The sequence below is a fragment of the Aeromonas sp. HMWF014 genome (genome assembly GCF_963878295.1).
In the GTDB taxonomy this organism is placed as follows: Bacteria; Pseudomonadota; Gammaproteobacteria; order Enterobacterales; family Aeromonadaceae; genus Aeromonas; species Aeromonas popoffii.
Map to the genome: position 1 here is coordinate 8,359 of NZ_CAWNYS010000318.1, position 26,338 is coordinate 34,696.

Sequence of the window (26,338 nt, forward strand, 5' to 3'; positions counted from 1 at the left end):
CGCAAGGGCGTTCCAGCAGGATGCAATCTTCCCCTTCCTCACCGGCCACCGCATTGATGCCCACTTCGGCCATGCGGGCCAGCATCTGCTCGCGGCTCTGGCGCTGGCTGTTGTTGCGGATCCACATGGGCGGGCGCTGGTTGTTGGCCTCCATGATGAATTCCCAATCTTCGGGATAGGCCTGGCGCAGGCGCTTGGTGAGCCACTCGGGGTGGCCTAGGCGAATGCTGGGGACGCGGTCGATGCGTAGCAGAATGACTTCGGCGCTGCGCTGGAAGTTGCGCAGCACACCATTGATGAGGCCGCGCAAGGAGGTACCCTTGAGCAGCTTGACGGCGTTGACTGTTTCGGCCACGGCGGCGTGTGCCGGAATGCGGGTGTAGATGAGCTGATAGAGACCGACCAGGATCAGATAGTGGAAGATGCGGCTCTTGTTCTTGAGCGGCTTGTCCATCATCTCGTTGACCGCTGCATCGAGGCGGGGCAGCCAGCGCAGGGTGCCGTAGCAGAGTTCTTGCAGGAGGGCGCGATCGCGGGGCGCAACCTTCTCCTGGGCAGCAGGCAGAACAGCGGAGAGAGATTGACCCTGATCCAGCACCTGTTGAATAACGAGAGCGGCCTGTGCACGTGTTTTCATAATGTTACCTTAGATGCGCAAGTCGGGGCCTGGGCCCCGCTTGGTTCAATTCAATTGCGTGCCGGGTTCAAACCAGTCGCGGCGAGAGTTGAGCAGATCCGAGACGGACATGGCCTTCTTGCCGGGTGGTTGCAGGGTCAGCAGGCGCAGCACGCCCTTGCCGGTGGCAATGTCGATCCCCTGCTTGTCGGCCTTGAGCAGGGTGCCTGCGGGTTGGCCATGGTTGCTATCCACTACTTCGGCTTGCCACACCTTGATGGTTTGGCCGGCGACCTCGAACCAGCTAATGGGCCAGGGATTGAAGGCGCGGATGCAGCGCTCGATGGCAACGGCCTCCATCGACCAGTCAATGCGGGCCTCTTCCTTGGAGAGCTTCTGGGCATAGTTGGCCAGAGAATCGTCCTGCTGCTCGGCCGCCGTGTCACCGGTCGCCATTGCATTCAGGGTATCGACCAGCGCCTGCGGGCCCAGCCCGGCCAGCTTGTCGTACAGGCTGGTAGAGGTTTCGTCGGCGGCGATAGGGCAGCTCACCTTGCGGATCATGGCGCCGGTATCCAGCCCCACATCCATCTGCATGATGGTGACGCCGGTCTCGGCATCGCCCGCCCAGATGGCGCGCTGGATCGGTGCCGCGCCGCGCCAGCGCGGCAGCAGGGAGCCGTGCACGTTGATGCAACCGAGACGGGGAGTATCGAGCACCACCTTGGGCAGGATCAGACCATAGGCCACCACCACCATGAGATCGGCACCAAGAGCTGCCAGTTCGGCCTGCGCCTCTTCATTGCGCAGCGAGGCAGGTTGGTAAACCGGCAGATTGTGGGTCAGGGCCAGCTCTTTGACCGGGCTGGCAGTGAGCCTCTGACCACGGCCGGCCGGTTTGTCAGGCTGGGTATAAACGGCAACGACCTCGTGGTCGGAAGACAACAACGCCGCCAGATGACGGGCGGCGAAGTCGGGAGTACCGGCAAAAATCAGTTTCAGCTTATTCAATGGGGCAGATCCTCAGAGGATTTTGCGATCTTCACGGGCCATCTTTTCCAGCTTCTGGCGAATGCGCTGGCGCTTGAGCGGGGACAAGTAGTCCACAAACAGCTTGCCGACCAGATGATCCATCTCATGCTGTATGCAGATAGCGAGCAGATCGTCTGCTGCCAGCTCGAACGGCTTGCCGTTGCGATCCAGCGCGCGGATTTTGACCTGTTCGGCGCGTGGTACCAGAGCGCGGTGCTCGGGCACGGAGAGGCAACCCTCTTCGATGCCGGTGCTGCCGGATTGCTCGAGGATCTCGGGGTTGATCAATACCAGAGGATCTTCCCGGTTTTCAGAGACATCGATCACTATGATGCGCTGATGAATGTCGACCTGAGTGGCGGCAAGGCCTATGCCTTCCTCCGCGTACATGGTTTCGAACATATCATCTACAATGTGTTGTAACTCGGGTGTAAAGGTCTCGACAGGGGCTGCTACAGTGCGCAGACGTTCATCGGGAAAACGCAATACATCTAGAATGGCCATAGTTTTTTCTTTAGTTTCGTATAAATGCAGTCAATATTGGCGTAATTCTAGTCATTTACGCCGACAAAAAACAGCAACACTTTGCGCGCAGAAGTAACAGGGAGTGTTATGTATCTGAAGCAAACCATCCTCGCCTGCCTGCTGGCCACTCTGAGCCAGAGTGCCTTGGCCGATCAGTTGAAATTGCAAGTGGGTTATCCCGAGCGCTATACCGTTCAAAAAGGCGACATACTCCGGGATATTTTGGGCCGGGCTCTGGCAGAGACCGGGCTCTGGCACCGCCTGTGGAACGTCAATCCCCAGATTGCCAATCCGCACTGGAGCTACCCCCTGCTCGGCAAGGCGACACAGGGGGGCAAGCAGGTAGTCCACCTCTCACCCAAGAGTCGCGTCGAGAATAAGGCCAATCCGGTCCCGATGCTGCCGCTCAGCGAAATAGGTCCCTTCCTGCAAACCGACCACATTCTGGCCGATAACCAGCAAGCGAAACAGCTGCCCTATGTGCTTGGCAACAACGAGGCCCATATCGGTATGCTGGAGGGCGACACCCTCTATGTGCAGGGCTCGCTGACGCCAGGTCAGGAGTACGGCATCTATCATCCCGGTGTCGTTTATAAGGACAAGCAAACCGGCGAGCTGTTGGGGCAGGAGGCGGTCTTTGTCGGCACGGCCAGAGCCGAGGAGCGGCTGCCGGATGATCGCACCCGGGTTACCCTCAGTCACAATCAGCGAGAGGTGTATCAGGGAGACAAGGTGATGCCTTTGCCGCCACAGGAAACTCTCTCTGCCGTGTTCACCCCGAAGGCGGCGCCCGTGATTTCACCGGGTTACATAGTTGATCTGCCGAGCAAGGCCCGTGGTGGTGGCAAGTTTGATGTCGTGCTCATCAACAGAGGGCTGCGGGATCAGCTTGCCCCCGGCGATGTGCTGGAGGTCCGGCGTCCCGGCGCCACGCTGGTGAGCAAGAACGGCAAGGTGTCGTACAAGGAGTACTCTTCCCTCTACAACAAGGCCTTCTACTCGACCGGCAAGCAACCCTTGCCTTCGGAAGCTGTGGCCCGAGTCATGTTGTTCAAGGTGTATGACAAGCTGAGCTACGGTCTCATCATGCAGAGCCAGGACATGGTCAGCTCCGGCTATCAGGTCAGTAACTTCTAACGTGCCACCTCCACTCGAGCGGGTCTCGCTGTGGTTGACGCTGGATGCCGTCACCGGTATCGGCCCAGTCACTGCCGCCCGCCTGCTTGCTCACTTTGGTGGCGATATTGCAGCCCTGTTTGAGAGTGATGATGGCCATTTACGGGTGCTTGGCCTGCACTCGGCCCAGATCCGGCAGCTCAGATGGCCACTACCTTCGGTTGATCAGGGGCTACGTTGGGCCACCGAGCCTGGCAACCACCTGATCTGCCCCGATGACCCCGCCTATCCTGACTTGTTGAAAGAGATCCCTGCCGCCCCCTTGCTGCTCTACTGTCGTGGCAATCTTGCCGCCTTGTCTGTTCCACAGCTGGCGATGGTCGGTACGCGTCACCCCACCTATGCCGGCAAGGATAATGCCGCCCGCCTGTGTGCGGAACTGGTGGCGTGCGGTCTGGCGATCACCTCGGGACTCGCGCTCGGTATCGATGGTGTCTGTCATCAGCAGGCCCTGGCGACCGGAGGTGTTACACTCGCCGTACTGGGTTCCGGTCTCGACTGCCTCTACCCCAAGCGTCATCAGGGGCTGGCTGGCCAGATCCTGGCGAACGCGGGTGTGCTCATCTCCGAGCTGGCGCCGGACAAGGGGCCGCTGGCCGAACATTTCCCTCGTCGCAATCGCATCATCAGCGGACTGGCGCGAGGGACGCTAGTGGTGGAGGCGGCCGAACAGAGTGGCTCACTCATCACGGCCCGTTACGCGCTGGAGCAGGGGCGCGAGGTATTTGCCGTTCCCGGTGCGCCGCAGAATGTGCAGGCGCTGGGCTGCAACAAATTAATCCAGCAGGGGGCCAAACTTGTGTTGAGCGCGGCCGATATAGTGGAAGAGTTTCCCGGATTGGTCAGCTTGGCACGGCAACCGGCTGAATTGCCTGAGCAACGGCATAATAGCGAATTGCCTTATGCCGATTTGTTGGATAACGTAGATTATGAGACCACGAGCGTGGATACCGTCGCCGAACGGGCCCAGCTTCCTGTCGAGGTGGTATTGGGCCGGTTGGTAGAGCTGGAGCTTTCCGGCGCAGTGATGGCGGTAGCCGGTGGATACGTCAGAGCGAGGAGGGCGAATCATGTTTGATGTATTGATGTACCTTTTCGAGACCTACATCCACAGCGATGCAGATGTGATGGTCGAGCAGGATGAGCTCACCGACGAGTTGAGCCGGGCCGGTTTCGATAAAGAAGAAATCGACAAGGCGCTCGACTGGCTGGAGCGACTGGCCAACCTGCACGATAGCGAGCGGGAGGTGTACGTCACCGCCAGCGCGCAAGGCTCGATGCGTATCTATGCCCCGCAAGAGCTGACTCGCCTCAGCACCGAATGCCGTGGCTTCCTGCTCTTCCTGGAGCAGGCTCAGGTACTGAATGCCGAAACCCGCGAGATCTGCATCGAGCGCCTGCTCGAGCTGGACAAGCCGGATATCGAGCTGGATGATTTGAAGTGGGTCGTCATGATGGTGCTGTTCAACGTACCGGGCAGTGAAAATGCCTACCAGCAGATGGAAGAGCTGGTGTTTGATGAGTCAGACGGCGTCATTCACTGACAGTCCGGTGCCGCGCTGGTAGAATTCAGGCCATCTGGATTTCAAGGCGCGGCCCATGTCAAAAATCGATCATCATCTCTTTTCTGTCCACGAGCAGGCATTTGAGCGAGAGCCGTGCCCGCAGTGTGGTGCCGAGTTGCTGATCCGACAGGGCAAGCATGGCCTCTTCCTGGGCTGCTCTGCCTATCCTGCCTGTGACTATATCCGTTCCCTGACGCCATCCGGCCGCGACATCGAGAAAGTGCTTGAGGGCTCGGCCTGCCCGGATTGCGGCCAGCCGCTGGCGATCAAAAAGGGGCGTTATGGCCTGTTTGTGGGGTGCACCCAGTACCCGGCCTGCCAGCACATCGAATCCTTGCAGGAAAGCGACGATACCCAGATCCTCTGTCCTGATTGTGGCAAGGGTCATCTGGTGAGTCGCACGTCACGCTACGGCAAGCAGTTTTACTCCTGCGATGGGTATCCACATTGTAAATATGTGGTTAACGACAAGCCTATCTCTATGCCTTGTCCCGAATGTGGCTGGGGCATCATGGTGGAGAAGAAAGTAAGGGGAAATCTGAGGTGGATCTGCCCGCAAAAGAAATGCGGCCATCAAAGTGAGCAGGTATAATCCCGCCGCCGTAACCAGATTGAAACGTTTTCGGCGAACTTCAACCCCATTTGGAGTAAGGAAATTCCCACCATGAATAAACCCTTTGTTGCCGTATTGATGGGCTCTGATTCTGATTTTCCCGTGATGCAATCTACCCTTGAGATCCTCAAGTCGTTTGATATCACAGTGGAAGTTAAGGTTACCTCTGCGCACCGTACCCCGGCTGCGACTCATCAGTATGTGACCGATGCCGAAGCCCGTGGCTGCAAGGTCTTTATCTGTGCTGCCGGTCTGGCGGCTCACTTGGCCGGTGCTGTTGCCGGTATCACCACCCGTCCCGTGATTGGGGTGCCCATTGATGGAGGCCCGCTCAAGGGACTGGATGCGCTGCTCTCTACCGTGCAGATGCCGGGTGGCGTGCCAGTGGCAACCGTAGCAATCGGCAAGGCCGGTGCCAAGAACGCGGGCTATCTGGCAGCCCAGATGCTGGCAGTAGCCGATGATGAACTGGCGGCCAAGGTTCGGGCCGAACGCCAGAAGAATGCCGAAGAGGTGATGGCCAAGGATGCCGCCCTGCAGGCTCAACTCAAGTAAGTGAACGGGTGGTGCTCCGGAAGTGTCGTATTTTCTGTGCTACAGCAAAAACGTCACTTCGCCATGATCGCCGCCATATCGGTTCAACTTGCTTCCAAGTGACGAGGCGGCAGCCTGGCTGCCGCATTTTTCCTATGCCAAATGAATTTGAACAGGCGGTTGCTGCTCTCCAACAGGAAGGGGTGATCGCTTATGCGACCGAGGCCGTGTTTGGTCTGGGTTGTGATCCCGACTCCGAAGTTGCGGTGCAGCGACTGCTTACCATCAAGCAGCGTCCGGTGGAGAAGGGGTTGATCCTGATCGCTGCCGATCTGGCGCAGCTGCAAGAATATATCAATGTGAGCCAGCTCAGCGCCGAGCAGCTGGCACGGGTTGAAGCCAGCTGGCCCGGTCCCTTTACCTGGGTCATGCCTGCGAAGCCTGATACGCCCTCATGGCTGACCGGGCAGTTCGAGACCCTGGCGGTGCGCGTGACGGCTCATCCTCAGGTGCAGGCGTTGTGCCGCGCCTTTGGCAAGCCGCTGGTCTCTACCAGCGCCAACCTGACCGGCGAGGAGCCTGCTCGTCGGGTGGCCGATATCGGTGAGCGGCTGGCCAGCAAGTTGGCCTATATCCTGCCCGGTGAAGTGGGTGGTCAAGCCAACCCATCCGAGATCAAGGACGCCCGTACCGGCGCCATTATTCGCCCCTCCTGAGCGGGCGGATGCGTCATGATTTGCCATCAATTCGCTGAGCGGTGAGCTCACCGAATTGATTCAACTATAAAAATGGACAGGGCGTTCAAGATCCTGCCTGACTGGAGACAAGATGAGCAAACCGGACGTGGCCCAGGTCAAGGCCTTCCTGTTGCAGTTGCAGGACGAGATCTGCCGTGGCCTGGAGCAGGCCGATGGTACCGGGCACTTTGTGGAAGATGCCTGGTGTCGTGAGGGCGGCGGTGGTGGTCGTACCCGCGTGTTGCGCCATGGCGCCGTGATCGAACAGGGGGGCGTCAATTTTTCCCATGTCTATGGCGATGCCATGCCTGCCTCTGCGACGGCCCATAGGCCCGAGCTGGCGGGTCGCAAGTTCGAAGCCATGGGGGTGTCGCTGGTGATCCATCCACACAACCCCTATGTGCCGACCAGCCACGCCAACGTCCGTTTCTTCATTGCCGAGAAGGAAGGCGAAGAGCCCATCTGGTGGTTTGGTGGTGGTTTCGATTTGACGCCCTTCTACCCGTTTGCCGAAGATGTACAGCACTGGCACCGGGTATCGCACGACCTCTGCCAACCCTTTGGCGAGCAGGTCTACCCCGAGTTCAAATCCTGGTGCGATCGCTACTTTTTCCTCAAGCATCGCAACGAGACACGCGGCGTGGGTGGCCTCTTCTTCGATGACCTGAATCGCTGGCCGTTTGCGGATTGTTTTGCCTTCATGCAGGCGGTCGGCAAGGGCTATCTCGATGCCTACCTGCCGATTGTCGAGCGGCGCAAGGCACTGCCCTATGGCGAGCGGGAGCGGGAGTTCCAGCTCTATCGTCGCGGTCGTTATGTGGAGTTCAATCTGGTGTATGACCGAGGCACCCTGTTCGGGTTGCAGACCGGTGGACGTACCGAGTCGATCCTGATGTCGATGCCACCGCTGGCACGCTGGGAGTATGACTGGCAGCCGAAGGCGGGCAGTCCTGAGACCTTGCTCTACACCGATTACCTCACGCCGCGAGAGTGGCTGTGACCCGAGGGGCCATGACGGCCCCTTTTTATTGGCCGATATTCGGCTTGTTCCTGAGTGCGAAAACCCGTTAAATCGAAATATTGCCCTCTGATGGAACTCTTTGATGGATCGTTATCTGGTTTTTGGCCACCCGGTGCGCCACAGCAAGTCACCCTTCATTCATACCCTGTTTGCCAGGCAGACCCAGCAAGAGTTGGAATATGGGCTGGCCGAGCCCGCCGTCGACGAGTTTGCTGACACCTTGCACAGCTTCTTTGCTCAGGGTGGCAAGGGTTGCAATGTCACAGTGCCATTCAAGGAGCAGGCGTTTGCGCTGGTTGACCGCTTGAGCCCCAGGGCCAAGCGGGCGGGGGCCGTCAATACCATCAAGCTGACCGATGATGGCGTGTTGCTGGGGGACAATACAGATGGTGCCGGTCTGGTGGCTGATCTTAAGGCCCACGGCGTGATCCTGACGGGCTGCCGGATCCTGCTGCTAGGTGCGGGAGGGGCGGCTCGTGGTGCGCTGGCACCGCTGCTGGCCGAGCTGCCGAGCGAATTGGTGATAGCCAACCGCACCCACGCCAAGGCGGAGCAACTGGCGGCCGAGTTTCACGATCTGGGGGGGGTTATGGCCCAGCGCTATGAGCTGCTGGAGGGGGCATTCGATCTCATCATCAATTCCACTTCTGCCAGCCTTCAAGGAGAGCTACCGCCCCTCGCCCCCGCGCTGATCCACGCCGATATTGCCATCTACGACATGATGTATGGTGCCTCGGATACCCCCTTCATCGGCTGGGCTAGACAGCAGGGGGCTTGCCAGGTCATGGATGGGCTGGGCATGCTGGTCGAGCAGGCGGCGGAGGCCTTTACCGTGTGGCGCGGCATCCGGCCAGGGACTAAACAGGTATTGAGAGAACTCAAACGAAATCTGGGGACCCTATGAACCAAGGCATACTGTTTCCCGAACTGGCGGACTGGCAACCGCACGAACAGAGGATCCATTTTCCGGCCCAGCAGAGAGGGGCTCTGGTCGATTGCTACATCAGTCGCCGGCGTCTGGAAAAGATGGCTGGCCTCTCCCTCGTCAGGGAGGAGGACATACTACGCGCCTTCGAGAGTGTGCGCTTCGACATTGAAGACTTGGCTGAAAAACTCATTGAAGAACAAGAGTTTGCAGAAGATGGGGCCATCTATCTCTAAGTTTTTTAGAGTTTTTTCTCAAAGCAGCGGAACTTGTGTGGAATACCGCTGACTAACTAGATAGTTGAGGAAGTGCTAGCTAGTCACCTTTATAACGCCCCGGTATTCGTACTGGGGATTTTTTTATCTACATGAAAAATAGAGTGTTTTTTGTAATTTATTTTACGTGAAACTAAATTACATAAATTACTTTCACTTTCTGCTGCTTTGCTATACAGTTAGCAGCGTAGGGTACAGAGGTTAGATGTTCTATCTTTCAGACCTTTTATTTCACGTAATTGAATGTGGCTGAATAGCGACCCCGATGAGTATTCGTCGGGGTGTTTTTTTATGTATGACATTTAGAGTAAAAGCTTTAAGTTTGCCACGTATTTGTTAGAATGAAGGGGATTCTTGAGGAAAACCAGTTGTCTTTGTTCTCAAGATTTAGCTTCTTCCCCATTTTTGAGCTGATTGTTGCAGGCCGATACCGCACCAGTGGTGCCGGTCTCATTTTTATCCCCCCTCTCCCTACCATCATGTAATAAAATTTCATTTCTGTACTTATTGAGTGATGTGCCTTCTGCTCAATGGCAGAAATATGAAAACGTTGCCATGAGGATGACAAGTTGATTTCTAATGGAAATTAACTTGTCACAAAAGTGTTAAAAAGGGCTTTTATCAAATTTCTTGTGGGAGTGCATAGGCGGGTATTGAGGGTTGGCGGGACGTCATCCAACTGAAAGTTTTTCAATCAGCGGAGGGTCAACTCCGCCAATTGCAAGGAGGGAATAGCAGAATGATGAAGGAATGCATTATTCCTCTATCTGCTCTTGTTCATCACCTTCGGCGATCTCGTCTGCCCCGGCCAGATACCAGCCAGACAGGGTCTGGGCCAGTTTTTCCACCCCGATATTGTTGAGGGAGGAGAAGGCTTCTACCTGTATCTGCGGGCCCAGGTCGGCAATGGCCTGACGAACCTTGATGACCTGATTGTTGCGGGGACCCGGGCTTAGCTTGTCCGCTTTGGTCAGCAGCAGCATAACCGGCAGTTCACGGTGGGAGCTCCACTCCAGCATGTTCATGTCGGTATCTTTGAGCGGGTGACGTATGTCCATCAGGATCACCAGGCCTTTCAATGACTCACGACGCTGCAGGTATTCTGCCAGTGACTTTTGCCACTTGAGCTTCATTTCCAGCGGTACTTGTGCATAACCATAGCCCGGCAGATCGACCAGACGCTTGCCCGGTTCCAGTTCAAACAGGTTGATCAGCTGGGTGCGACCCGGGGTCTTACTGGTGCGAGCCAGGTTCTTGTGCTTGGTTAAGGTGTTCAATGCAGATGACTTACCGGCATTGGAACGGCCGGCAAACGCAATCTCGACACCCCCATCATTTGGCAGGTGACGGATGTCGGGTGCGCTGGTCACAAAATGCACCTTATTGAAATTTAGAGTTTGTGTATCCAACGTAAATTCCCCATAGAGATAGAGGGTTATAGAGTTACTTTTTTGTGAAATCGTGTAAAATGGCGTCGCTTAAACGCGTTTATTTTAACATGCCTTCAGCGGCATGGGATCTGGAAGCCTAATAACGAGAAGTTGGAACGCCATGAAGAACCTAGTCATTACTCTTGCTCTGATGGTTGGCGTAACGGGGATGGCACAAGCCAAGGGCGATGCCGCTGCGGGACAATCCAAGGCTGCCGTGTGTGCGGCTTGTCATGGACCGGACGGAAACAGCCTTGTCGATATGTACCCCAAGATTGCTGGTCAGCACGCATCATATATCAAAAAGCAATTAGTTGAACTGAAGGCTGCAGCTTCTGGCCAAATTGGTCGGGTTGCGCCCATTATGGGGCCTATGGCTCTCCCCCTGTCCGACCAGGACATGGAAGACCTTGCTGCCTACTTTTCCAGCCAGAAGGTAACACCGATTGCGGTGCCTGATGACGCTGTAGCAGCGGGTAAAGCGCTCTATATGGGTGGTGACATGAGCCGTGGTCTGGCTGCTTGTACCGCTTGTCATGGTCCACGGGGCTCGGGTGTCGAGCAGGCCAAATATCCGAGTCTGTCCGGCCAACATCCTGCTTATATCAAGGCCCAGCTCACCGCGTTTCGTGCGGCTGCCCGTGATAACGACCCGAACAGCATGATGCGGGACGTTGCCAAGAAGCTGACTGATCAGGATATAGAGGCCTTGTCCATATACGTGGCAGGCTTGCACTGATAGCGCATTATGATGCACCCCATTGATATTAACGAGGAGCTACCGGCTCCTCGTTTCTTTTTGGCCTTTAACTCCATTTGGCCAATTATTTCTCGCATTGTTGTAAGAGATCCCCCATTCATTGGTCTGGCCAGGGCTTAAACATTTTTCAATAATGTTGAGTAATTCATTAATTTCAATATGTTAAATGACAACAAGCGATTTATCTCCGTTTGAAAACGTTCTCGGTGGATTGAGTCATTTTATTAAGTTGATACAGTGGATGCATGGAGTGACCCACGGGGCGATTCACGACCGGGATGTTGTGAAGACAGGATGTCGATACGGCGGGATGCCACAGGAACAGGCAAGTGACAGGCAAGGGATTGAAATACCAGGATGGTGACTGCTCAGGAAGAGCGGGGCTGCGGGATGCAACCACCCCAGAATGACGGCCGGAGGCCATCTCCATGGGTTAAGCAAGCACACGCACATTCAGGAACGACCATTAAGGTCAGGACGACCATATACAAAGATATGATGCGCAGAGGTATCGCCACGGACAGGGTGATTTGCAGCCAGGGATGGGACTCGCATAAACATATCGAGGCAGCTTCGGCTGCCTTTTTTCTTTTGGGTCATTAACCCGATTAGCCATTCTGTGTCAAAATACCAGCAACATGCCCAGAGGATGCCGATCCTGCGGTGTTCAGACGCCAGAAATGGTCGGGTTGGTGCAGGATCCCGCTCTTGTTTCTGCTCCACTGTCCCCCGTGTCAGTATCCTCCCCGGATGGTTTCATCCCGGGAGCGGCTTCAATCCAGTTATTTGTCGGAGTCAGTCATTCATGTCGGCTAAACAACCCAATCGCAAGCCTACCGGTAAGCGCAAAGAATCAGATGCCAGTGCCCTGGAAGGCCGTGAGCGCAAACGCGCCGCCAAGCGTAAGGGCTTGAAGGCGGGCTCCCGCCAGCAGGCAGAACAGTCCAGCAACAAAAATGGCAAGCAGGCCAAGGATCCGCGTATCGGCTCCCGCAAGCCGGTCGCCCTGATAGTGGAAGAGAAGAGCGGCAAGCCGGTTGCGCCCAAGCCGGTGAGAGAGAAGAAGCTGGTGATGACGCCTGAGCAGGAGCTGGCCGCCATCGAGAATGATGATCGCCTGAACGATCTGCTGGATCGTCTCGATGCCGGCGAGACCCTGGAAGCGGCTGAGCAGACCTGGGTTGACCAGCGTGTCGATCGCTATCAGGAGCTGATGGATGAGCTTGGCATCATAGACAACGATGATGACGAAGACGACGATGGCTCCTTCGACGATGCCAGCTATGATGAGCCGAGCCAGCCAGCCTCCGAAGAGGAGCTGTGGGATCGCTTCACCCAGGTTGACTATCAGCCAGAGCCCAAGCCTGAGCCGAAGAAAAAGTGATGAGTGGATGGATGCTGGCCGCCCTGTTGGGCGGCCTGATTTTGCTGGGGCTCGCCGTGTATGCCGGTACCCTGCTGGCCCGACTCAAGCGCCAGCGTGATATGCAACGGCAGGCCATTGCGGCCCGCAATGAGCGCATTCTCGACAGCGTGCGAGTGATTGCCCATGCGGTGCGGGACGGTCAGTGCGACTATTCCGAAGGCGCCATCCGGCTGACCAATTTGCTGGATGCTTTGCAGATCAAGGGCGGCCGCGCCTTTGCCAGCGAATTTCCGGGTTTGTACGCTCTCTATGAGAAGGTGAAAGAGATGCCGACTCATGAGGCGAGACGTGCCCTCAAGCGTAATGAAGTGATGAAGATGGATCTCGAACGCAGTGGCTATGAGGCCGAGCTGGAGGCGCAGATCCTCAAGGATGTGGCCCAACTGAAGGATTTTCAGTTAAGCCGGTGAGCCGATAACAAAAAAGAGGAAGCAAGCGTGCAAGCAGAACAGATTGTGTGGGATCAGGCCCTGATCGAAAAATATAACTACAGCGGCCCGCGCTACACCTCCTATCCCACTGCGCTGGAGTTCAACGAGCGCTTCGGCTATCCGGACTTCGTCCACGCCGCAGGCCAGTATCCGGCGCGCAACCTGTCCCTCTACGTGCACATCCCCTTCTGTCACAAGCTCTGCTATTACTGCGGCTGCAACAAGGTGATCACCCGTCATCAGCACAAGGCCGATCAGTACCTCGACTATCTCGAGCAGGAGATCAAAGCGCAGGCCCCCCTGTTCAAACACCGGCTGGTGACCCAGTTGCACTGGGGCGGTGGCACGCCTACCTATCTGAACGAAGCCCAGACTCGCCGCTTGATGGCCATGTTGCGTGAGCACTTCCAGTTCGCGGATGAAGGCGAGATAAGCATCGAAGTGGACCCGCGCGAGATCGAACTCACCATGCTGGATGTGCTGCGCGAAGTGGGGTTTAACCGCATCAGCCTCGGCGTGCAGGACTTCAACAAGGCGGTGCAGGTCGCGGTCAATCGCGAGCAGGATAACGACTTCATCCGCGCAATGCTGGAGCGTGCTCGCGAACTGGGCTTTCGCTCGACCAACCTGGATCTCATCTACGGCCTGCCACACCAGAATCGCGATAGCTTCCACCACACCCTGGAAGAAGTACTCAAGACGGATCCGGCCCGCCTTTCCATCTTCAACTATGCCCATCTGCCGAGCCGTTTCGCCGCCCAGCACAAGCTGAAAGAGGAAGACATGCCAGCCCCCCGGGAGAAGCTGGCCATGCTGCAAGACACCATCGGCTTCCTCACCGGTCAGGGTTACCAGTTCATTGGCATGGATCACTTCGCCAAGCCTGATGACGAGCTGGCGGTGGCGCAGCGGGAAGGCAAGTTGCACCGCAACTTCCAGGGCTACACCACCCAGGGGGATTGTGATCTGCTGGGGCTGGGGGTCTCCTCCATCAGCATGATCGGCGATGCCTATTCCCAGAACCAAAAAGAGCTCAAAGCTTACTACGCTCAGGTTGAAGAGCTGGGCCATGCCCAGTGGAAGGGATGCTCCCTCAATCAGGACGATCTGATCCGCCGCGAGGTGATCAAGCGCCTCATTTGTGACTTTCGCCTGAACTTTGCCGCCGTCGAGCAGGCCCATGGTCTGGTCTTCAAGGAGTACTTCGCCGACGATCTCAAGCTGTTGCAGACCTTTATCGACGACGGTCTGGTACGCATGATTGACGATGGGCTGGAAGTGGTCTCCACTGGTCAGCTGCTCATTCGCAACATCTGCATGTGTTTCGATGTCTACCTGCGCAACAAGGCGCGCCAGCAGCAGTTCTCCCGCGTGATCTGAACCGGCAGCCCTGCACTGAAGATAAAAAAACCGCCGTGTTTCAGGCGGTTTTTTTTATGGGGTAAGCAAACGGTTCAAGGTTTAGCGGCTGGCGGCACGGGCGCTCAGCTCGGCTTTCTCGCTATCACTCAGGAAGGCGAGGGTCAGGCCGTTCTGCTGGGCGGTGCGGATTTCGCTCGCCGTCATGCCAGCGGCAGGGGCGGCCACTTCATATTCGTGGGGCAGGTCGATCCCTTCCACCGCCGGATCGTCGGTGTTGAGGCAGGCCAGCACGCCGGCGGCCAGGAACTGGCGGATCGGGTGTTCGGTCAGGCTCGCTACCGTGGTGGTCTGGATATTGGAGGTGAGGCAGGATTCGATGCCGATGCGGTGTTCCGCCAGGTAGGCCATCAGGGCCGGATCCGCAATCGCCTTGACGCCGTGACCGATACGCTCGGCGCCCAGCTCGCGAATGGCTTGCCACATGCTTTCGGGGCCCGCCGCTTCGCCTGCGTGTACTGTGACGTGCATGCCCGCATCACGTACCTTGCGAAAATGCTCGATGAACAGCTCGCCCGGGAAGCCCAGTTCGTCGCCGGCCAGATCGACGGCGACCAGTTTGTCGCGATAGGCCAGGCAGGCGTCCAGCTCCTTGCGGCACTGTTCGGTGCCGAAGGTGCGGCTCATGATGCCGATGAGGTTGGTCTTGATGCCGAAGTCGTGGCTGCCGGCAGCCACGCCGTCTATGATGGCTTCCACCACACCTTGTGGGTGCAGCTTGTGTGCCATCGCCATGTAGGCCGGGCTGAAGCGCAGCTCGGCATAGTCGATGCCGGCGCGCAGCAGATCTTCCACGTTCTCGTAGGCGACCCGGCGGCAGGCATCATAATCGGCCAGCACGGCCACCCCCCAGTCCAGCTTCTTCAGGAAGGCGACCAGACTCGGCTCGTTCTCGACAATTTGCACGTGAGGACGCAGCGCCTCCAGTTCATAGGCGGGCAGCGGGAGGTTGTGCTGACGTCCCAGCTCGAGGATGGTCTGCGGACGAATGTTGCCGTCCAGATGACGGTGCAGGTCGGTCAGGGGGAGAGATCTGTCAATCATGGTGGCGCCTTCTTCGAGTCGGGTTTGAAAGCCTGTCATTCTAGGCAGGGCTCTCAAAAAAGATACCCCGTTTGAAATCAAACGGGGTCTTATTGGTCAGTGATGTGCCAAGGCGTGATGGGAATCGTTTTTCCAGAGGACTCAGGAGAGGTCGAGCTCCTTCAGCTTGCGGGTCAGGGTGTTGCGACCCCAGCCGAGCAGGCGGGCGGCTTCCTGTTTGTGGCCATGGGTGTGATCCAGCGCCGTCTCCAGCATGATCCGCTCGAACTGGGGCAGGGCGTCGGCCAGGATGTCGGTCTCCCCCAGTGCCAGTTTGCTGGCGACCCAATCCTGCAACTGCTGCTGCCAGCCGCCGGACAGGGCTGGCTGGCCCGGTTCGGCCGTGCTGGTGATGGGGGTCAGCAGTTCGGCGGGTAGATCCCCTACCAGCACCTCCTGACCCGAGGCCATCACGGTCAGCCAGCGGCAAACGTTCTCCAGCTGGCGCACGTTGCCCGGCCAGGCGAGACGGCTGATGTAGGCCTGGGTATCCGGGTGCAGGCTCTTGCTCTCCACGCTCAGCTCCTTGGCCGCCCGCAGCAAAAAGTGCCGGGCCAGTTGGGGTATGTCCTCGCGGCGCTCCTTGAGGGCCGGAATGTGGATGCGAATGACGTTGAGGCGGTGGAACAGATCCTCCCGGAATTCGCCGTCGGCGACCCGTTTCTCCAGATTCTGGTGGGTGGCGGCGATGATCCGCACGTCCACCTGCACCGGTTGATGGCCACCGACCCGGTAGAATTGGCCATCGGCCAGCACCCGTAACAGGCGGGTCTGCACATCCAGCGGCATATCGCCTATCTCGTCGAGAAACAGGGTGCCGCCGTCAGCCTGCTCGAAGCGGCCGTGGCGGATGTTGTTGGCACCGGTGAAAGCCCCTTTCTCATGGCCAAACAGCTCGGATTCGATGAGATCTTTCGGGATAGCCGCCATATTGAGGGCGATGAAGTGCTTGTGGGCACGCGGGCTGTGCTTGTGCAGCGCGTGGGCGACCAGCTCCTTGCCGGTGCCGCTCTGGCCGTTGATCAGCACAGAGATGCTGGAGCGCGACAGCCGGCCTATGGCGCGGAACACCTCCTGCATCGCCGGTGCCTCGCCGATGATTTCAGGGGTGGTGGTCGTCTCCTGCGGGCGCGTCTTGCGCTTGGTTCGCTGCTCTTTCAGGTGATTCTCGGCGCGGCGCACCAGTGTCACCGCCTCGTCTATATCGAACGGCTTGGGCAGGTATTCGAAGGCGCCGCGCTGGTAGGCGTTGACCGCGCTGTCCAGATCCGAGTGGGCGGTCATGATGATGATGGGCAGATCGGCCTGGCGGCGGTGGATCTGCTCCAGCAGGCTGAGGCCGTCTATGCCTGGCATGCGGATATCGGAGATGATCACATCCGGCGAGCGCATCTCGAGCGAGCTCAGCAGGGCCTCGCCGTCGGCGAAGCTCTCGCACTCGAAGCCTTCGCTGCCGAGGGTGCGTTCCAGCACCCAGCGGATAGAACTGTCGTCATCGACGATCCACACTTTTGCTGTCATGACGTTCCCTTATTTGCGAAGCGGTAGAAAGATGGTGAATTCGGTGTGACCCGGCCAGCTGATGCAGTCGATTCGCCCCTTGTGCTGATCGATCAGGTTCTGGGCGATGGAGAGGCCGAGCCCGGTGCCCCCCTCCTTGCCGGTGATCATGGGGTAAAAGAGGGTATCGCGGATGGCATCGGGGATGCCGGGGCCGTTGTCGATGATCTTGATCTCCGCTGCCAGCCGGTAGCGCTGGCCGTGGATGGTGATCTGGAAGGCGGTGCGGGTCTTGATGCGGATAAGGCCGGTCTGATCGCCCAGCGCTTCGGCGGCGTTGCGCACTATGTTGAGAAAGGCCTGCTGCAGCTGATCCGGCTCCATCTCGAATTCCGGAATGCTGGGGTCGTAATCCCGCTCGATATGTACCGAGGGTGGCAGTTCGAGCTCAACCAGACGGCGCACCTGCTCCAGCACCGAATGGACATTGTGCATCTGGTGGTGGCCGGGACGCTGGGGGCCGAGCAGTCGGTCGACCAGTACCCGCAGCCGGTCGGCCTGTTCGATGATGATGCCGGTGTATTCACGCAAGGCCGGATCCGGCAGCTCTTTTTGCAGCAGCTGAGCCGCGCCACGCAGGCCGCCCAGCGGGTTCTTGATCTCGTGAGCCAGACCGCGCACCAGCTCCTTGGCGGCCTGTTGCTGGGCATGTTGTTGCAGCTCCTGGCTGATCTTCTTCTGTTGGTCTATCTTGCGCAGCTCCACCACCATCAGCCGTTGTTCATGGTCGGCGAGCGGGCTCACGCTCATCTCCACCAGTCTGGGTTCTCCTTCAACCACCAGGGTCACTTCGCTGTCGGTGAAGCCCTGCCCCGAGGTGAGGCATTGCTTGAGGCGCTGCAAATCGAGGGAAATGTGTTCCAGCAGATGGGGCAGCTCGATCCCGATCAGCCGGCGCTGGCTGAGGGAGAGCAGTTGTTCGGCCGCCGGGTTGACGAACTGGATGCAGAGCCGCTCATCCATCAGGATGACGGCGGTCAGCAAGTTATCGAGCAGTATCTTGGCTTGATCCGGGCGGGCTGGCACAGGTTTCTCCCTAAAACGGTGCTATACACCAGTAATGCACCAGTATGGTGCATTTAGTCTACCTGTATCGATGCACAGGATCACCCCCTGTTGGGGCGGGGGGTCACTTTTGGTGCCGGATTGAGGCTGGCTCGGTGCAGGTAGAAGGTGACTACCTTGGATTCAGCAAGGATCGTACCGTCTTTGGCCAACAACTCGAGTTGGGCCTGGTGGGCACCGCGATCCAGGTTCTCGACCCGCACGGCCAAGCCATTTTTGACTACGGGCGCCGCCTTGCCATTCAGGAGCAAGCGCACGTCATACTGGGCCGGTGCTTTCGGGCTGATCTGCCCCTGGAACACCACGTTGCCCGTGTTGTCGCGCAGCGTGCTGCCCTGTTCTGGTGAGAGCAGTTCGATCACCAGCTTGACAGCTTCCTTCTCCTTCTTGGTATCGACGCCGGTCAGGCTGTTGAAGTTCTCCACCTGCACCGAGCGCGGCGAGCTGCCAATGAGAGGGGCAACCCGCATATCCACTTCTTTGGCCTTCTGGCCGGGGGGAGGGGCATCCGTGAAGTGGGTGACGCCATTGCCATCGACCCAGGAATAGACCCTGGTCGCATCAACGCCGAACGAGGTTAGCAGCATGAGGGTGAGTATCCCTATGCCGTGCTTGTTGTTCATCCATCTCTCCTTGACGGTAATTTGCTTAATCCTATCAGAGAAAAAACCCGCCAGATGGCGGGTTTTGTCACGATTAAGCAAGCTGACCGGATTTAAACGGGCAGTCTGTTCCGATTTAGACGGAGTAGTACAGTTCGAACTCCAGCGGGTGCGGTGTCATGCGCACGCGGTCAACATCCTGTTGTTTCAGTTCCAGGTAGGAGTTGATGAAGTCATCGCTGAACACGCCGCCGCGGGTCAGGAACTCGCGATCGCTGTCCAGTGCGGCCAGCGCTTCGTCCAGAGAGCCGGCCACGGTCGGCACTTCAGCGGCCTCTTCCGGCGGCAGGTCATACAAGTTCTTGTCCATGGCATCGCCCGGATGGATCTTGTTGATGATGCCGTCCAGACCGGCCATCAGCTGTGCTGCGAACGCCAGGTACGGGTTGGCTGCCGGATCCGGGAAACGCACTTCGATACGACGAGCTTTCGGGCTCGGCACGACCGGAATACGGATGGAGGCAGAGCGGTTGCGGGCTGAGTAAGCCAGCATGACAGGGGCTTCATAACCCGGAACCAGACGCTTGTAGGAGTTGGTCGTCGGGTTGGCGAAGGCGTTGATGGCCTTGGCGTGCTTGATGATACCGCCGATGTAGTGCAGTGCCATCTCGGACAGACCGCCGTACAGGTCGCCGGCGAACAGGTTGACGCCGTTCTTGGCCAGGGACTGGTGGCAGTGCATGCCGGAGCCGTTGTCACCGAACATGGGCTTCGGCATGAAGGTGACGGTCTTGTTGTAGGCGTGGGCCACGTTGTGGATCACGTACTTCAGAACCTGTACTTCATCTGCTTTCAGCGTGAGGGTGTTGAAACGGGTCGCGATCTCGTTCTGACCGGCGGTCGCCACTTCGTGGTGGTGAGCTTCAACGACCTGGCCCATCTCTTCCAGCACCAGACACATGGCGGCGCGGATGTCTTGGGAGGAGTCAACCGGTGCAACCGGGAAGTAACCGCCTTTCACGAACGGACGGTGGCCCTTGTTGCCGTGATCGTACTCGGTACCCGAGTTCCAGGCGGCTTCTTCAGATTCGATTTTCACGAAGCTGTGGCCCATGGTGTTCGAGAAAGTGATGTTGTCGAACATGAAGAATTCCGGCTCCGGCCCGAACAGCACGGTGTCAGCGATGCCGCTGGCTTTCAGGAAATCTTCGGCACGCTTGGAGATGGAGCGGGGATCGCGGTCATAACCTTGCATGGTGGCCGGTTCCAGCACATCGCAGACGATGTTCAGGGTGGTCTCTTCGGTGAACGGATCCAGCTTGGCGGAGGCCGCATCCGGCATCAGCACCATGTCAGACTCGTTGATGCCCTTCCAGCCGCCGATGGAGGAGCCATCGAACATCTTGCCGTCTTCGAAGAAGTCTTCGTTGACCTGGTGGGAAGGGATGGATACGTGCTGCTCTTTACCTTTGGTGTCGGTAAAGCGCAGGTCAACAAACTTGACTTCGTGTTCCTGGATCAGGGCCAAAACGTTCTGGGCTGACATGCTAAGTAACCTCCGGTGTTAAAACTCTTAGGGTGAATGCGTCATCGCATTCACATAAGCCAGTATCGTGCCAAGTTTGTGACAGCTTGATTTCAGGGCATTTGCGACTATAACCCTGCCCCAAGACCCGCCATCTCAGCGCGTTACGCCTCAAAATAGTGCAACAGTGGATCGTTTTGGTGCACTAAAATGGTGCGCAGTATACGGTCAGCCCCCATCTAAGCAGGCTTTGAGCGGAAGGTCTATGATCCCGAACCCCTGTTATACGAGATTGCACTGTAATTCTGCTAGGCAGATCACAAAGGCGAGAGTACAATTAGCGCCCAATTTTACCCGGTGATTGAGGCGAGAATGTTAGAGAATTTACGCAATATTGCGATTATTGCGCACGTAGACCACGGCAAAACTACCCTGGTTGATAAGCTGCTACAGCAGTCTGGAACCCTGGACCGTACCACTGATGGTCAAGAGCGTCTGATGGATTCCAACGACCTGGAAAAGGAACGTGGTATTACCATTCTCGCCAAGAACACCGCGATCCGCTGGAAAGACTACCGTATCAACATCGTTGATACCCCGGGTCACGCTGACTTCGGTGGTGAAGTAGAGCGTGTCATGTCCATGGTCGACTCGGTGCTGCTGCTGGTTGATGCCGTTGACGGCCCGATGCCGCAGACTCGTTTCGTGACCCAGAAAGCCTTCGCCCAGGGTCTGAAGCCGATCGTGGTCATCAACAAGATCGACCGTCCGGGTGCTCGTCCTGACTGGGTAATGGATCAGGTATTTGACCTGTTTGACAACCTGGGTGCGACCGATGAGCAACTGGACTTCAAAGTTGTTTACGCTTCAGCACTGAACGGTTGGGCCACCATGGACCAAGGCGTTGAATCCGACAACATGGAACCCCTGTTCCAGGCCATCGTCGACAACGTCGAGCAGCCGAAGGGTGACCCTGCCGGTGCTTTCCAGATGCAAATCTCCCAGCTGGACTACAACTCCTACGTCGGTGTTATCGGTATCGGCCGTATCAGCCGTGGTCGCGTCAAGACCAACCAGCAAGTCACCGTCGTCGGTGCCGATGGCAAAACCCGTACTGGTAAGGTCGGTCAGGTGCTTGGCTACCTGGGTCTGTCCCGTACCGAAGTTGTTGACGCGCAAGCGGGCGACATCATCGCCATCACAGGTCTGGGCGAGCTGAAAATCTCCGACACCATCTGTGACAACGGTGCTGTTGAAGCCCTGCCGCCGCTCTCCGTTGACGAGCCGACCGTGAACATGACCTTCCAGGTCAACACCTCACCGTTCGCTGGTAAAGAAGGCAAGTTCGTGACTTCCCGCAACATCCTGGAGCGTCTGAACCAGGAGCTGGTCCACAACGTGGCCCTGCGTGTGGAAGAGACCGAAGATCCGGACAAGTTCCGCGTATCCGGTCGTGGTGAACTGCACCTCTCCATCCTGATCGAAAACATGCGTCGCGAAGGTTACGAGCTGGCAGTATCCCGTCCGGAAGTTATCCTGCGCACCGTGGATGGCGTTCTGCACGAACCGTTCGAAACCGTGACTGTCGACGTGGAAGAGATTCACCAGGGTTCCGTCATGGAGCAACTCGGCCTGCGTAAGGGCGAGATGACCAACATGACCCCGGATGGCAAGGGCCGTGTCCGTCTTGACTTCATGATCCCGAGTCGTGGCCTGATCGGCTTCCAGACCGAGTTCCTGACCATGACGTCCGGTACCGGTCTGCTGTACCACACCTTCGACCATTACGGTCCGCACAAGGGTGGCAGCATCGGTGAGCGTCAGAACGGCGTGCTGATCTCCAATGCTACCGGCAAGGCGCTGACCTTCGCCCTGTTCGGTCTGCAAGACCGTGGTCGTCTGTTCATCGGTCACGCGACCGAAGTGTACGAAGGCCAGGTGATCGGTATTCACTCCCGTTCCAACGACCTGACAGTGAACTGCCTGAAGGGCAAGCAGCTGACCAACATGCGTGCCTCCGGTACCGATGAGGCCCAGGTGCTGACTCCGCCGATCCGCATGACCCTGGAACAGGCTCTCGAGTTCATCGACAACGATGAGCTGGTAGAGATCACGCCCAAGGCCATTCGCGTACGTAAGAAACTGCTGACCGAGATGGATCGCAAGCGCGCCGGTCGTGCTTGATATCTGTTCATCGACAGACAGAGAGAGGCCTTATGGCCTCTTTTTTTATGGTCGCCCGGCGGAGCATCGCCGGTCAGTATGTCCGAACAGATCGCATCTATCCGGCCCATGGGTGGCCAAATGACCATGCAATCTGACACAATGCCAGCATGATGAAGACATTGGGAATCACGATGCAGCAGAAATTCAGTGGCCGTCTCGGTCATGCCCTCTCTTTTTTACGCCACGATGGTGGTCACTTCGCCCAGTTTGTCTGGGGCCGTTTCCAGCAGGACAGGCTGACAGTGACTGCTGGCTATCTGGCCTATGTCACTCTGCTCTCCCTGGTGCCCATGATTGCCGTGGTGTTCGGCATGATGTCCGCTTTTCCCGTGTTCCAGACCCTGAAGCAGGCGATAGAGCAGTTCGTCTATCACAACTTCGTGCCTACTGCGGGTGAAATGCTCAAGGAGTACATAGATGGCTTCGTGGCGAATGCCACCAATACCACTGCCGTTGGCATAGGTGCCCTGATCGTGGTGGCGCTGATGCTGATCTTGGCCATCGACAAGAATCTCAACTACATCTGGCGTTCGACCCAGGGCCGACCGCTGGCACAGGCGTTTGCCATGTACTGGATGATACTGACGCTGGGCCCCGTGCTCATAGGTGCCAGCATCGCCATCTCCTCTTACATTTTCTCGCTGCGGCTGTTTGGGGCGGAGAGTCTGTTTGGTATCGGCTACCTGCTGCTGGGGTGGTTACCGTTCCTCTTCTCTGTGCTCACCTTCCTGCTGGTGTATACGGTGGTGCCCAACTGCAAGGTGCGGCTGATACACGCCTTCATCGGTGCCTTGGTGGCCGCAATCCTGTTCGAGTTGGCCAAGCGCGGATTTGCCATCTACATCACGAACTTCCCCTCCTATCAGGCTATCTATGGCGCTCTCGCGACCATTCCGATCCTGTTTGTTTGGGTCTATCTCAGCTGGCTGGTGGTCTTGCTTGGTGCGGAAACTACCGCCTGTCTCGGTGAATATGAGCGGCCGGCTTCAGAAGAGTTAGCTTGAGCCTTGTTGTTGGCATCGGCGACCATGCTGTTTGTCTGGGCCTATGTGTATTGCCTCAGCTGGCTGGTGGTCTTGCTTGGCGCGGAAACTACCGCCTGCCTCGGTGAATATGAGCGGCCAGCCTCAGAAGAGCTGGCTTGAGCCATCGCTTTGCCCGCTGCTTTATTGATAGCATCGACGACCGCCCCCGTTAGCAAGACGGAGGCGGTCGTTCTGTTTTGAGAGGAGAGGGATGTGATTGCATTGATCCAGCGGGTTTCCGAGGCCAGCGTGACAGTGGAGGGGGTCATCACCGGCGCCATAGCCAATGGTCTGCTGGTGCTGCTCGGGGTGGAGCAGGGGGATGATGAGGCCAGTGTCGACAAGCTGCTGCACAAGGTGAGCGGCTACCGGGTTTTCAGTGACGAGAATGGCAAGATGAACCTCAATGTGAGCCAGGCTGGCGGCAGCCTGCTGGTGGTCTCCCAGTTCACCCTGGCGGCGGATACCAAAAAAGGCATGAGACCCGGCTTCTCCGGCGGCGCCCATCCAGCCGAGGCCGAGCGGCTATACGACTACTTCGTGGCGCAGGCAAAAGCCAGCGGCATGCCGACCGAGACCGGTCGTTTTGCCGCCGACATGAAGGTGGCGCTGCTCAACGATGGCCCTGTGACCTTCTGGTTACAGGTCTGAAAGGGGGCGTCAGCCGCCATCACCGGGAGCCTCGTGTCTAGGCGACGTGGCGCGGAACTGTGTGCAGGATCACGTTGATGTAGCCGGGCACGGGGTGTGCCTGGGTGGGGCCAATCCACTCCTCGACCAACATGAGTGCCTGCTCCAGTTCCTTGTGGGTGCGTGGCAGCAGGTTGATGATGAGGGGACCGCGCAGACGGGCGGCCAGGGTCTGATAGAGCGGAGGCTGGAACAGCAGCAGGGGGTTGCCATCCTGGCTGAACAGGTCGAGCAGCGCGAAGTCATAGGTGTCGTCGTGGGCCAGCAGAAAGGCGAGGGCATCGGCGTGGTGCAGGTGCAACGCTCGGTCAGCGGGTTCCGTCGGGTGGCGGAAGAATGCCTGAAACAGGGTCAGCACCTCTTCATCCAGATCCACGCAGTCGTGCCGTGCCTCCGGCCAGCGAGCCCCCAGATGGCGGGTCAGATCGCCACCACCCAATCCCAGCTCCAGCACCCGGCTTGCGGTGGCGGGCAGCAGGTCTGCGATGCACTGCTGATGGGGCAGGCAGAGTGCGGCAGGTGCGGCGAGTGACATGGCCGATTGCACCACGCCGTCGATCTCCAGCCAGCGGTGATGGGCATTTTCCAGAATGGAGAGGCGCCGTTCCGGCTTGGCGCTCAGGTGCAATAAGTGGTCGGCTTGGTACGCTTGCAGATTGAAGTCCATGAATTTGCACGGCAAGATGGTTTTCGACCAGTGTAACTCAAGGATAGAACTATGTACCGGGTGGTCACTCCCCAGACGGCAGCCGAGCGGGACACTTACTACCAGCTGCGCTGGGAGGCATTGGTGCGCAAGCCCTTCAATCTGTCCGTCGGCGCTAACTCAAGGATCGCTTTATGTACCGGGTAGTCACTCCTCAAACGGCAGCAGAGCTGGACGCTTACTACCAGCTGCGCTGGGAGGCATTGGTGCGCAAGCCCTTCAATCTGTCCGTCGGCGCTAACTCAAGGATCGCTTTATGTACCGGGTAGTCACTCCTCAAACGGCAGCCGAGCTGGACGCTTACTACCAGCTGCGCTGGGAACTGCTGCGTAAACCCTTCAATCTGCCCGTTGGTTCCGAACGGGATGAATACGATACTGTCGCCATCCACCGCCTGATGCTGGCGCCTGACGGCACACCGATCGCCGTCGGCCGGCTGTTTGTCGGTGGCGACGAGGCCCAGATCCGTTTTATGGCGCTGCGCCCCGAGTTTCGCGGTCAGGGGCTGGGGGCTCGCATGGTGGCAGATCTCGAACAGCTGGCCCGTAGCGAGAAAGTGAAGCGGCTGGTGATGAACGCCCGCCAGGAGGCGGTGGAGTTTTATTGCAAGTGCGGCTTCCTCGAGGTGGGGGAAGGGCCCGTCTCTTTCGGCCGCATTCCGCACCGTCAGATGATCAAGTCCCTCAGCCCCTTGCAGACCATCCAGTACCGCCCCGAGTGGTGTCAGGATCTCACGACCCGCTGGGCGCGGGGCATTCCCATCAGCGAGAAGATGGGGGTACACATCACCCACTACGACGGCCAGACGTTCCATCTCAAGGCCAATCTGGCGGCCAACCTCAATGTGCACGACACCATGTTTGCCGGCAGCAGCTACAGCCAGTGTGTGCTGGCGGGCTGGGGGCTCATCTGGTTGCAGCTCAAGGAGGCGGGGCTGGTGGGGGATACTGTGCTGGCGGAGGGCAACATCAAGTATTACCGCCCGGTCAACGAGGAGCCGGAAGCACGGGTGGCCCGTGAAGGAATGCCTGCCGTGCTGGCGCCGCTCAAGGCGGGAGAGTCGGCCAAATTCAGCCTCAAGATCAAGCTGTTCAGTGGTGACAAGCTGGCAGCCGAGTTCCTCGGCCACTACGTGGTGCAGCCCATCAAACGACCCGGTCAGCAGACCTGACGCTTTTTCTCTCGCAAGATTGCAACAAGGCCTCATGATGAGGCCTTGTTCATTTTACGGCTCGCTGGCCGACGTGGGCGCGTTGGCGGGCTGTGCTGGTCGCCAGAGCGGGCTGTTGCGTCCCTGGGCCGGATAGCGCACTCCTACCTCCCAGCCACAGGATGTCTGCTTGGCCGGGAACTCCCAGCTCAGCTCAGGGG

28 protein-coding genes and 2 pseudogenes are annotated in these 26,338 nt (G+C 58.1%); 20 read left to right on the forward strand and 10 right to left on the reverse strand.

Features of this window, described 5'->3' with window-relative positions; translation table 11 throughout:
• The 3 genes from AAC083_RS23125 to def form a co-directional block, all read right to left on the reverse strand.
• The coding region (locus AAC083_RS23125; RefSeq protein WP_441296514.1) for a transcription antitermination factor NusB at nucleotides 1-637 on the reverse strand (637 nt) is incomplete at its 3' end.
• 45 nt (nucleotides 638-682) lie between these two features.
• On the reverse strand, nucleotides 683-1,627 hold the full coding sequence (gene fmt / locus AAC083_RS13240; protein ID WP_108535458.1) for a methionyl-tRNA formyltransferase: 945 nt from the start codon (nucleotides 1,625-1,627) through the stop codon (nucleotides 683-685).
• Nucleotides 1,628-1,639: 12 nt separating this feature from the next.
• The gene (def, locus tag AAC083_RS13245) at nucleotides 1,640-2,152 is read right to left on the reverse strand and encodes a peptide deformylase (RefSeq protein ID WP_108535459.1); all 513 of its coding nucleotides are present in this window, start codon (nucleotides 2,150-2,152) and stop codon (nucleotides 1,640-1,642) included.
• 108 nt (nucleotides 2,153-2,260) lie between these two features.
• On the opposite strand from def, the gene AAC083_RS13250 reads away from it, so the two are divergent.
• The 9 genes from AAC083_RS13250 to AAC083_RS13290 all read left to right on the forward strand — a co-directional run bounded on the left by AAC083_RS13250 (nucleotide 2,261) and on the right by AAC083_RS13290 (nucleotide 8,980).
• A complete protein-coding gene (locus AAC083_RS13250) occupies nucleotides 2,261-3,310 on the forward strand; it encodes a LysM peptidoglycan-binding domain-containing protein (protein WP_108535460.1) in 1,050 nt (349 codons plus the stop codon).
• A 1-nt stretch (nucleotide 3,311) separates the two neighbouring features.
• Nucleotides 3,312-4,427 (forward strand): DNA-processing protein DprA, encoded by a 1,116-nt coding sequence (gene dprA, locus AAC083_RS13255; RefSeq protein ID WP_108535461.1) that lies wholly within the window; start codon nucleotides 3,312-3,314, stop codon nucleotides 4,425-4,427.
• Nucleotides 4,420-4,893: a DUF494 family protein gene (locus AAC083_RS13260; protein WP_040070089.1), complete on the forward strand. Its 474-nt coding sequence runs from the start codon at nucleotides 4,420-4,422 to the stop codon at nucleotides 4,891-4,893. The genes dprA and AAC083_RS13260 overlap by 8 nt, the downstream gene beginning before the upstream one ends.
• Before the next feature lie 55 nt (nucleotides 4,894-4,948).
• Nucleotides 4,949-5,506 carry a DNA topoisomerase family protein gene (locus tag AAC083_RS13265; protein ID WP_042033927.1) on the forward strand — a complete coding sequence of 186 codons (558 nt, stop codon included), beginning with the start codon at nucleotides 4,949-4,951 and terminating at the stop codon, nucleotides 5,504-5,506.
• 72 nt (nucleotides 5,507-5,578) lie between these two features.
• On the forward strand, nucleotides 5,579-6,082 hold the full coding sequence (gene purE, locus AAC083_RS13270; protein ID WP_042033925.1) for a 5-(carboxyamino)imidazole ribonucleotide mutase: 504 nt from the start codon (nucleotides 5,579-5,581) through the stop codon (nucleotides 6,080-6,082).
• Nucleotides 6,083-6,216: 134 nt separating this feature from the next.
• Nucleotides 6,217-6,777 carry an L-threonylcarbamoyladenylate synthase gene (locus AAC083_RS13275; RefSeq protein ID WP_042033923.1) on the forward strand — a complete coding sequence of 187 codons (561 nt, stop codon included), beginning with the start codon at nucleotides 6,217-6,219 and terminating at the stop codon, nucleotides 6,775-6,777.
• A 112-nt stretch (nucleotides 6,778-6,889) separates the two neighbouring features.
• Nucleotides 6,890-7,798 carry an oxygen-dependent coproporphyrinogen oxidase gene (gene hemF / locus AAC083_RS13280; RefSeq protein WP_042033922.1) on the forward strand — a complete coding sequence of 303 codons (909 nt, stop codon included), beginning with the start codon at nucleotides 6,890-6,892 and terminating at the stop codon, nucleotides 7,796-7,798.
• 103 nt (nucleotides 7,799-7,901) lie between these two features.
• Complete coding sequence (gene aroE, locus AAC083_RS13285; protein ID WP_108535462.1) at nucleotides 7,902-8,723, forward strand: shikimate dehydrogenase; 822 nt, start codon at nucleotides 7,902-7,904, stop codon at nucleotides 8,721-8,723.
• Nucleotides 8,720-8,980 carry a DUF1488 family protein gene (locus tag AAC083_RS13290; RefSeq protein WP_108535463.1) on the forward strand — a complete coding sequence of 87 codons (261 nt, stop codon included), beginning with the start codon at nucleotides 8,720-8,722 and terminating at the stop codon, nucleotides 8,978-8,980. Before aroE ends, AAC083_RS13290 begins: the two co-directional genes overlap by 4 nt.
• A gap of 794 nt (nucleotides 8,981-9,774) precedes the next feature.
• Here the strand turns inward: AAC083_RS13290 and yihA are convergent.
• Nucleotides 9,775-10,428 (reverse strand): ribosome biogenesis GTP-binding protein YihA/YsxC, encoded by a 654-nt coding sequence (gene yihA / locus AAC083_RS13295; protein WP_042033919.1) that lies wholly within the window; start codon nucleotides 10,426-10,428, stop codon nucleotides 9,775-9,777.
• Between the two features lie 142 nt (nucleotides 10,429-10,570).
• Between yihA and AAC083_RS13300 the strand changes: the two genes are divergently transcribed.
• The 4 genes from AAC083_RS13300 (at nucleotide 10,571) to hemN (ending at nucleotide 14,446) form a co-directional block, all read left to right on the forward strand.
• The gene (locus AAC083_RS13300; RefSeq protein ID WP_042033918.1) at nucleotides 10,571-11,188 is read left to right on the forward strand and encodes a c-type cytochrome; all 618 of its coding nucleotides are present in this window, start codon (nucleotides 10,571-10,573) and stop codon (nucleotides 11,186-11,188) included.
• An 826-nt stretch (nucleotides 11,189-12,014) separates the two neighbouring features.
• Entirely contained in the window at nucleotides 12,015-12,593 is a 579-nt protein-coding gene (gene yihI / locus AAC083_RS13305; RefSeq protein WP_108535465.1) for a Der GTPase-activating protein YihI, read from the forward strand.
• Between the two features lie 11 nt (nucleotides 12,594-12,604).
• A complete protein-coding gene (locus AAC083_RS13310) occupies nucleotides 12,605-13,045 on the forward strand; it encodes a DUF2489 domain-containing protein (RefSeq protein ID WP_108535466.1) in 441 nt (146 codons plus the stop codon).
• Nucleotides 13,046-13,072: 27 nt separating this feature from the next.
• The gene (gene hemN, locus AAC083_RS13315; RefSeq protein ID WP_108535467.1) at nucleotides 13,073-14,446 is read left to right on the forward strand and encodes an oxygen-independent coproporphyrinogen III oxidase; all 1,374 of its coding nucleotides are present in this window, start codon (nucleotides 13,073-13,075) and stop codon (nucleotides 14,444-14,446) included.
• Between the two features lie 81 nt (nucleotides 14,447-14,527).
• Here the strand turns inward: hemN and add are convergent, their stop codons facing one another.
• The 5 genes from add to glnA all read right to left on the reverse strand — a co-directional run bounded on the left by add (nucleotide 14,528) and on the right by glnA (nucleotide 20,341).
• Nucleotides 14,528-15,529, reverse strand: a complete 1,002-nt coding sequence (gene add / locus AAC083_RS13320) for an adenosine deaminase (RefSeq protein ID WP_108535468.1) — start codon at nucleotides 15,527-15,529, stop codon at nucleotides 14,528-14,530.
• A gap of 141 nt (nucleotides 15,530-15,670) precedes the next feature.
• A complete protein-coding gene (gene glnG / locus AAC083_RS13325) occupies nucleotides 15,671-17,089 on the reverse strand; it encodes a nitrogen regulation protein NR(I) (protein WP_108535469.1) in 1,419 nt (472 codons plus the stop codon).
• 9 nt (nucleotides 17,090-17,098) lie between these two features.
• Nucleotides 17,099-18,154 carry a nitrogen regulation protein NR(II) gene (gene glnL, locus AAC083_RS13330; RefSeq protein WP_108535470.1) on the reverse strand — a complete coding sequence of 352 codons (1,056 nt, stop codon included), beginning with the start codon at nucleotides 18,152-18,154 and terminating at the stop codon, nucleotides 17,099-17,101.
• Between the two features lie 80 nt (nucleotides 18,155-18,234).
• Nucleotides 18,235-18,816: a DUF4124 domain-containing protein gene (locus AAC083_RS13335; RefSeq protein ID WP_108535471.1), complete on the reverse strand. Its 582-nt coding sequence runs from the start codon at nucleotides 18,814-18,816 to the stop codon at nucleotides 18,235-18,237.
• 115 nt (nucleotides 18,817-18,931) lie between these two features.
• Nucleotides 18,932-20,341, reverse strand: coding sequence for a glutamate--ammonia ligase (gene glnA / locus AAC083_RS13340; RefSeq protein WP_042033910.1), 1,410 nt, complete (start codon nucleotides 20,339-20,341; stop codon nucleotides 18,932-18,934).
• 351 nt (nucleotides 20,342-20,692) lie between these two features.
• On the opposite strand from glnA, the gene typA reads away from it, so the two are divergent.
• The 4 genes and pseudogenes from typA to dtd all read left to right on the forward strand — a co-directional run bounded on the left by typA (nucleotide 20,693) and on the right by dtd (nucleotide 24,222).
• A complete protein-coding gene (typA, locus tag AAC083_RS13345) occupies nucleotides 20,693-22,504 on the forward strand; it encodes a translational GTPase TypA (protein ID WP_108535472.1) in 1,812 nt (603 codons plus the stop codon).
• 173 nt (nucleotides 22,505-22,677) lie between these two features.
• Nucleotides 22,678-23,550, forward strand: coding sequence for a virulence factor BrkB family protein (locus AAC083_RS13350; RefSeq protein ID WP_042033908.1), 873 nt, complete (start codon nucleotides 22,678-22,680; stop codon nucleotides 23,548-23,550).
• Nucleotides 23,551-23,559: 9 nt separating this feature from the next.
• Nucleotides 23,560-23,691, forward strand: a pseudogene (locus AAC083_RS13355) (virulence factor BrkB family protein); the annotation flags it as partial.
• Nucleotides 23,692-23,784: 93 nt separating this feature from the next.
• Complete coding sequence (gene dtd / locus AAC083_RS13360) at nucleotides 23,785-24,222, forward strand: D-aminoacyl-tRNA deacylase (protein ID WP_108535473.1); 438 nt, start codon at nucleotides 23,785-23,787, stop codon at nucleotides 24,220-24,222.
• Nucleotides 24,223-24,259: 37 nt separating this feature from the next.
• Here the strand turns inward: dtd and AAC083_RS13365 are convergent, their stop codons facing one another.
• Nucleotides 24,260-24,928, reverse strand: a complete 669-nt coding sequence (locus AAC083_RS13365; protein ID WP_108535474.1) for a spermidine synthase — start codon at nucleotides 24,926-24,928, stop codon at nucleotides 24,260-24,262.
• A 51-nt stretch (nucleotides 24,929-24,979) separates the two neighbouring features.
• On the opposite strand from AAC083_RS13365, the gene AAC083_RS13370 reads away from it, so the two are divergent.
• The 3 genes and pseudogenes from AAC083_RS13370 to AAC083_RS13380 all read left to right on the forward strand — a co-directional run bounded on the left by AAC083_RS13370 (nucleotide 24,980) and on the right by AAC083_RS13380 (nucleotide 26,138).
• Nucleotides 24,980-25,114, forward strand: a complete 135-nt coding sequence (locus tag AAC083_RS13370; protein WP_258224563.1) for a hypothetical protein — start codon at nucleotides 24,980-24,982, stop codon at nucleotides 25,112-25,114.
• A pseudogene (locus AAC083_RS13375) lies at nucleotides 25,102-25,206 on the forward strand (GNAT family N-acetyltransferase); the annotation flags it as partial. The gene AAC083_RS13370 and the pseudogene AAC083_RS13375, both read left to right, overlap by 13 nt.
• 17 nt (nucleotides 25,207-25,223) lie before the next feature.
• Complete coding sequence (locus tag AAC083_RS13380) at nucleotides 25,224-26,138, forward strand: bifunctional GNAT family N-acetyltransferase/hotdog fold thioesterase (RefSeq protein ID WP_042033902.1); 915 nt, start codon at nucleotides 25,224-25,226, stop codon at nucleotides 26,136-26,138.
• Nucleotides 26,139-26,338 lie beyond the last annotated feature (200 nt).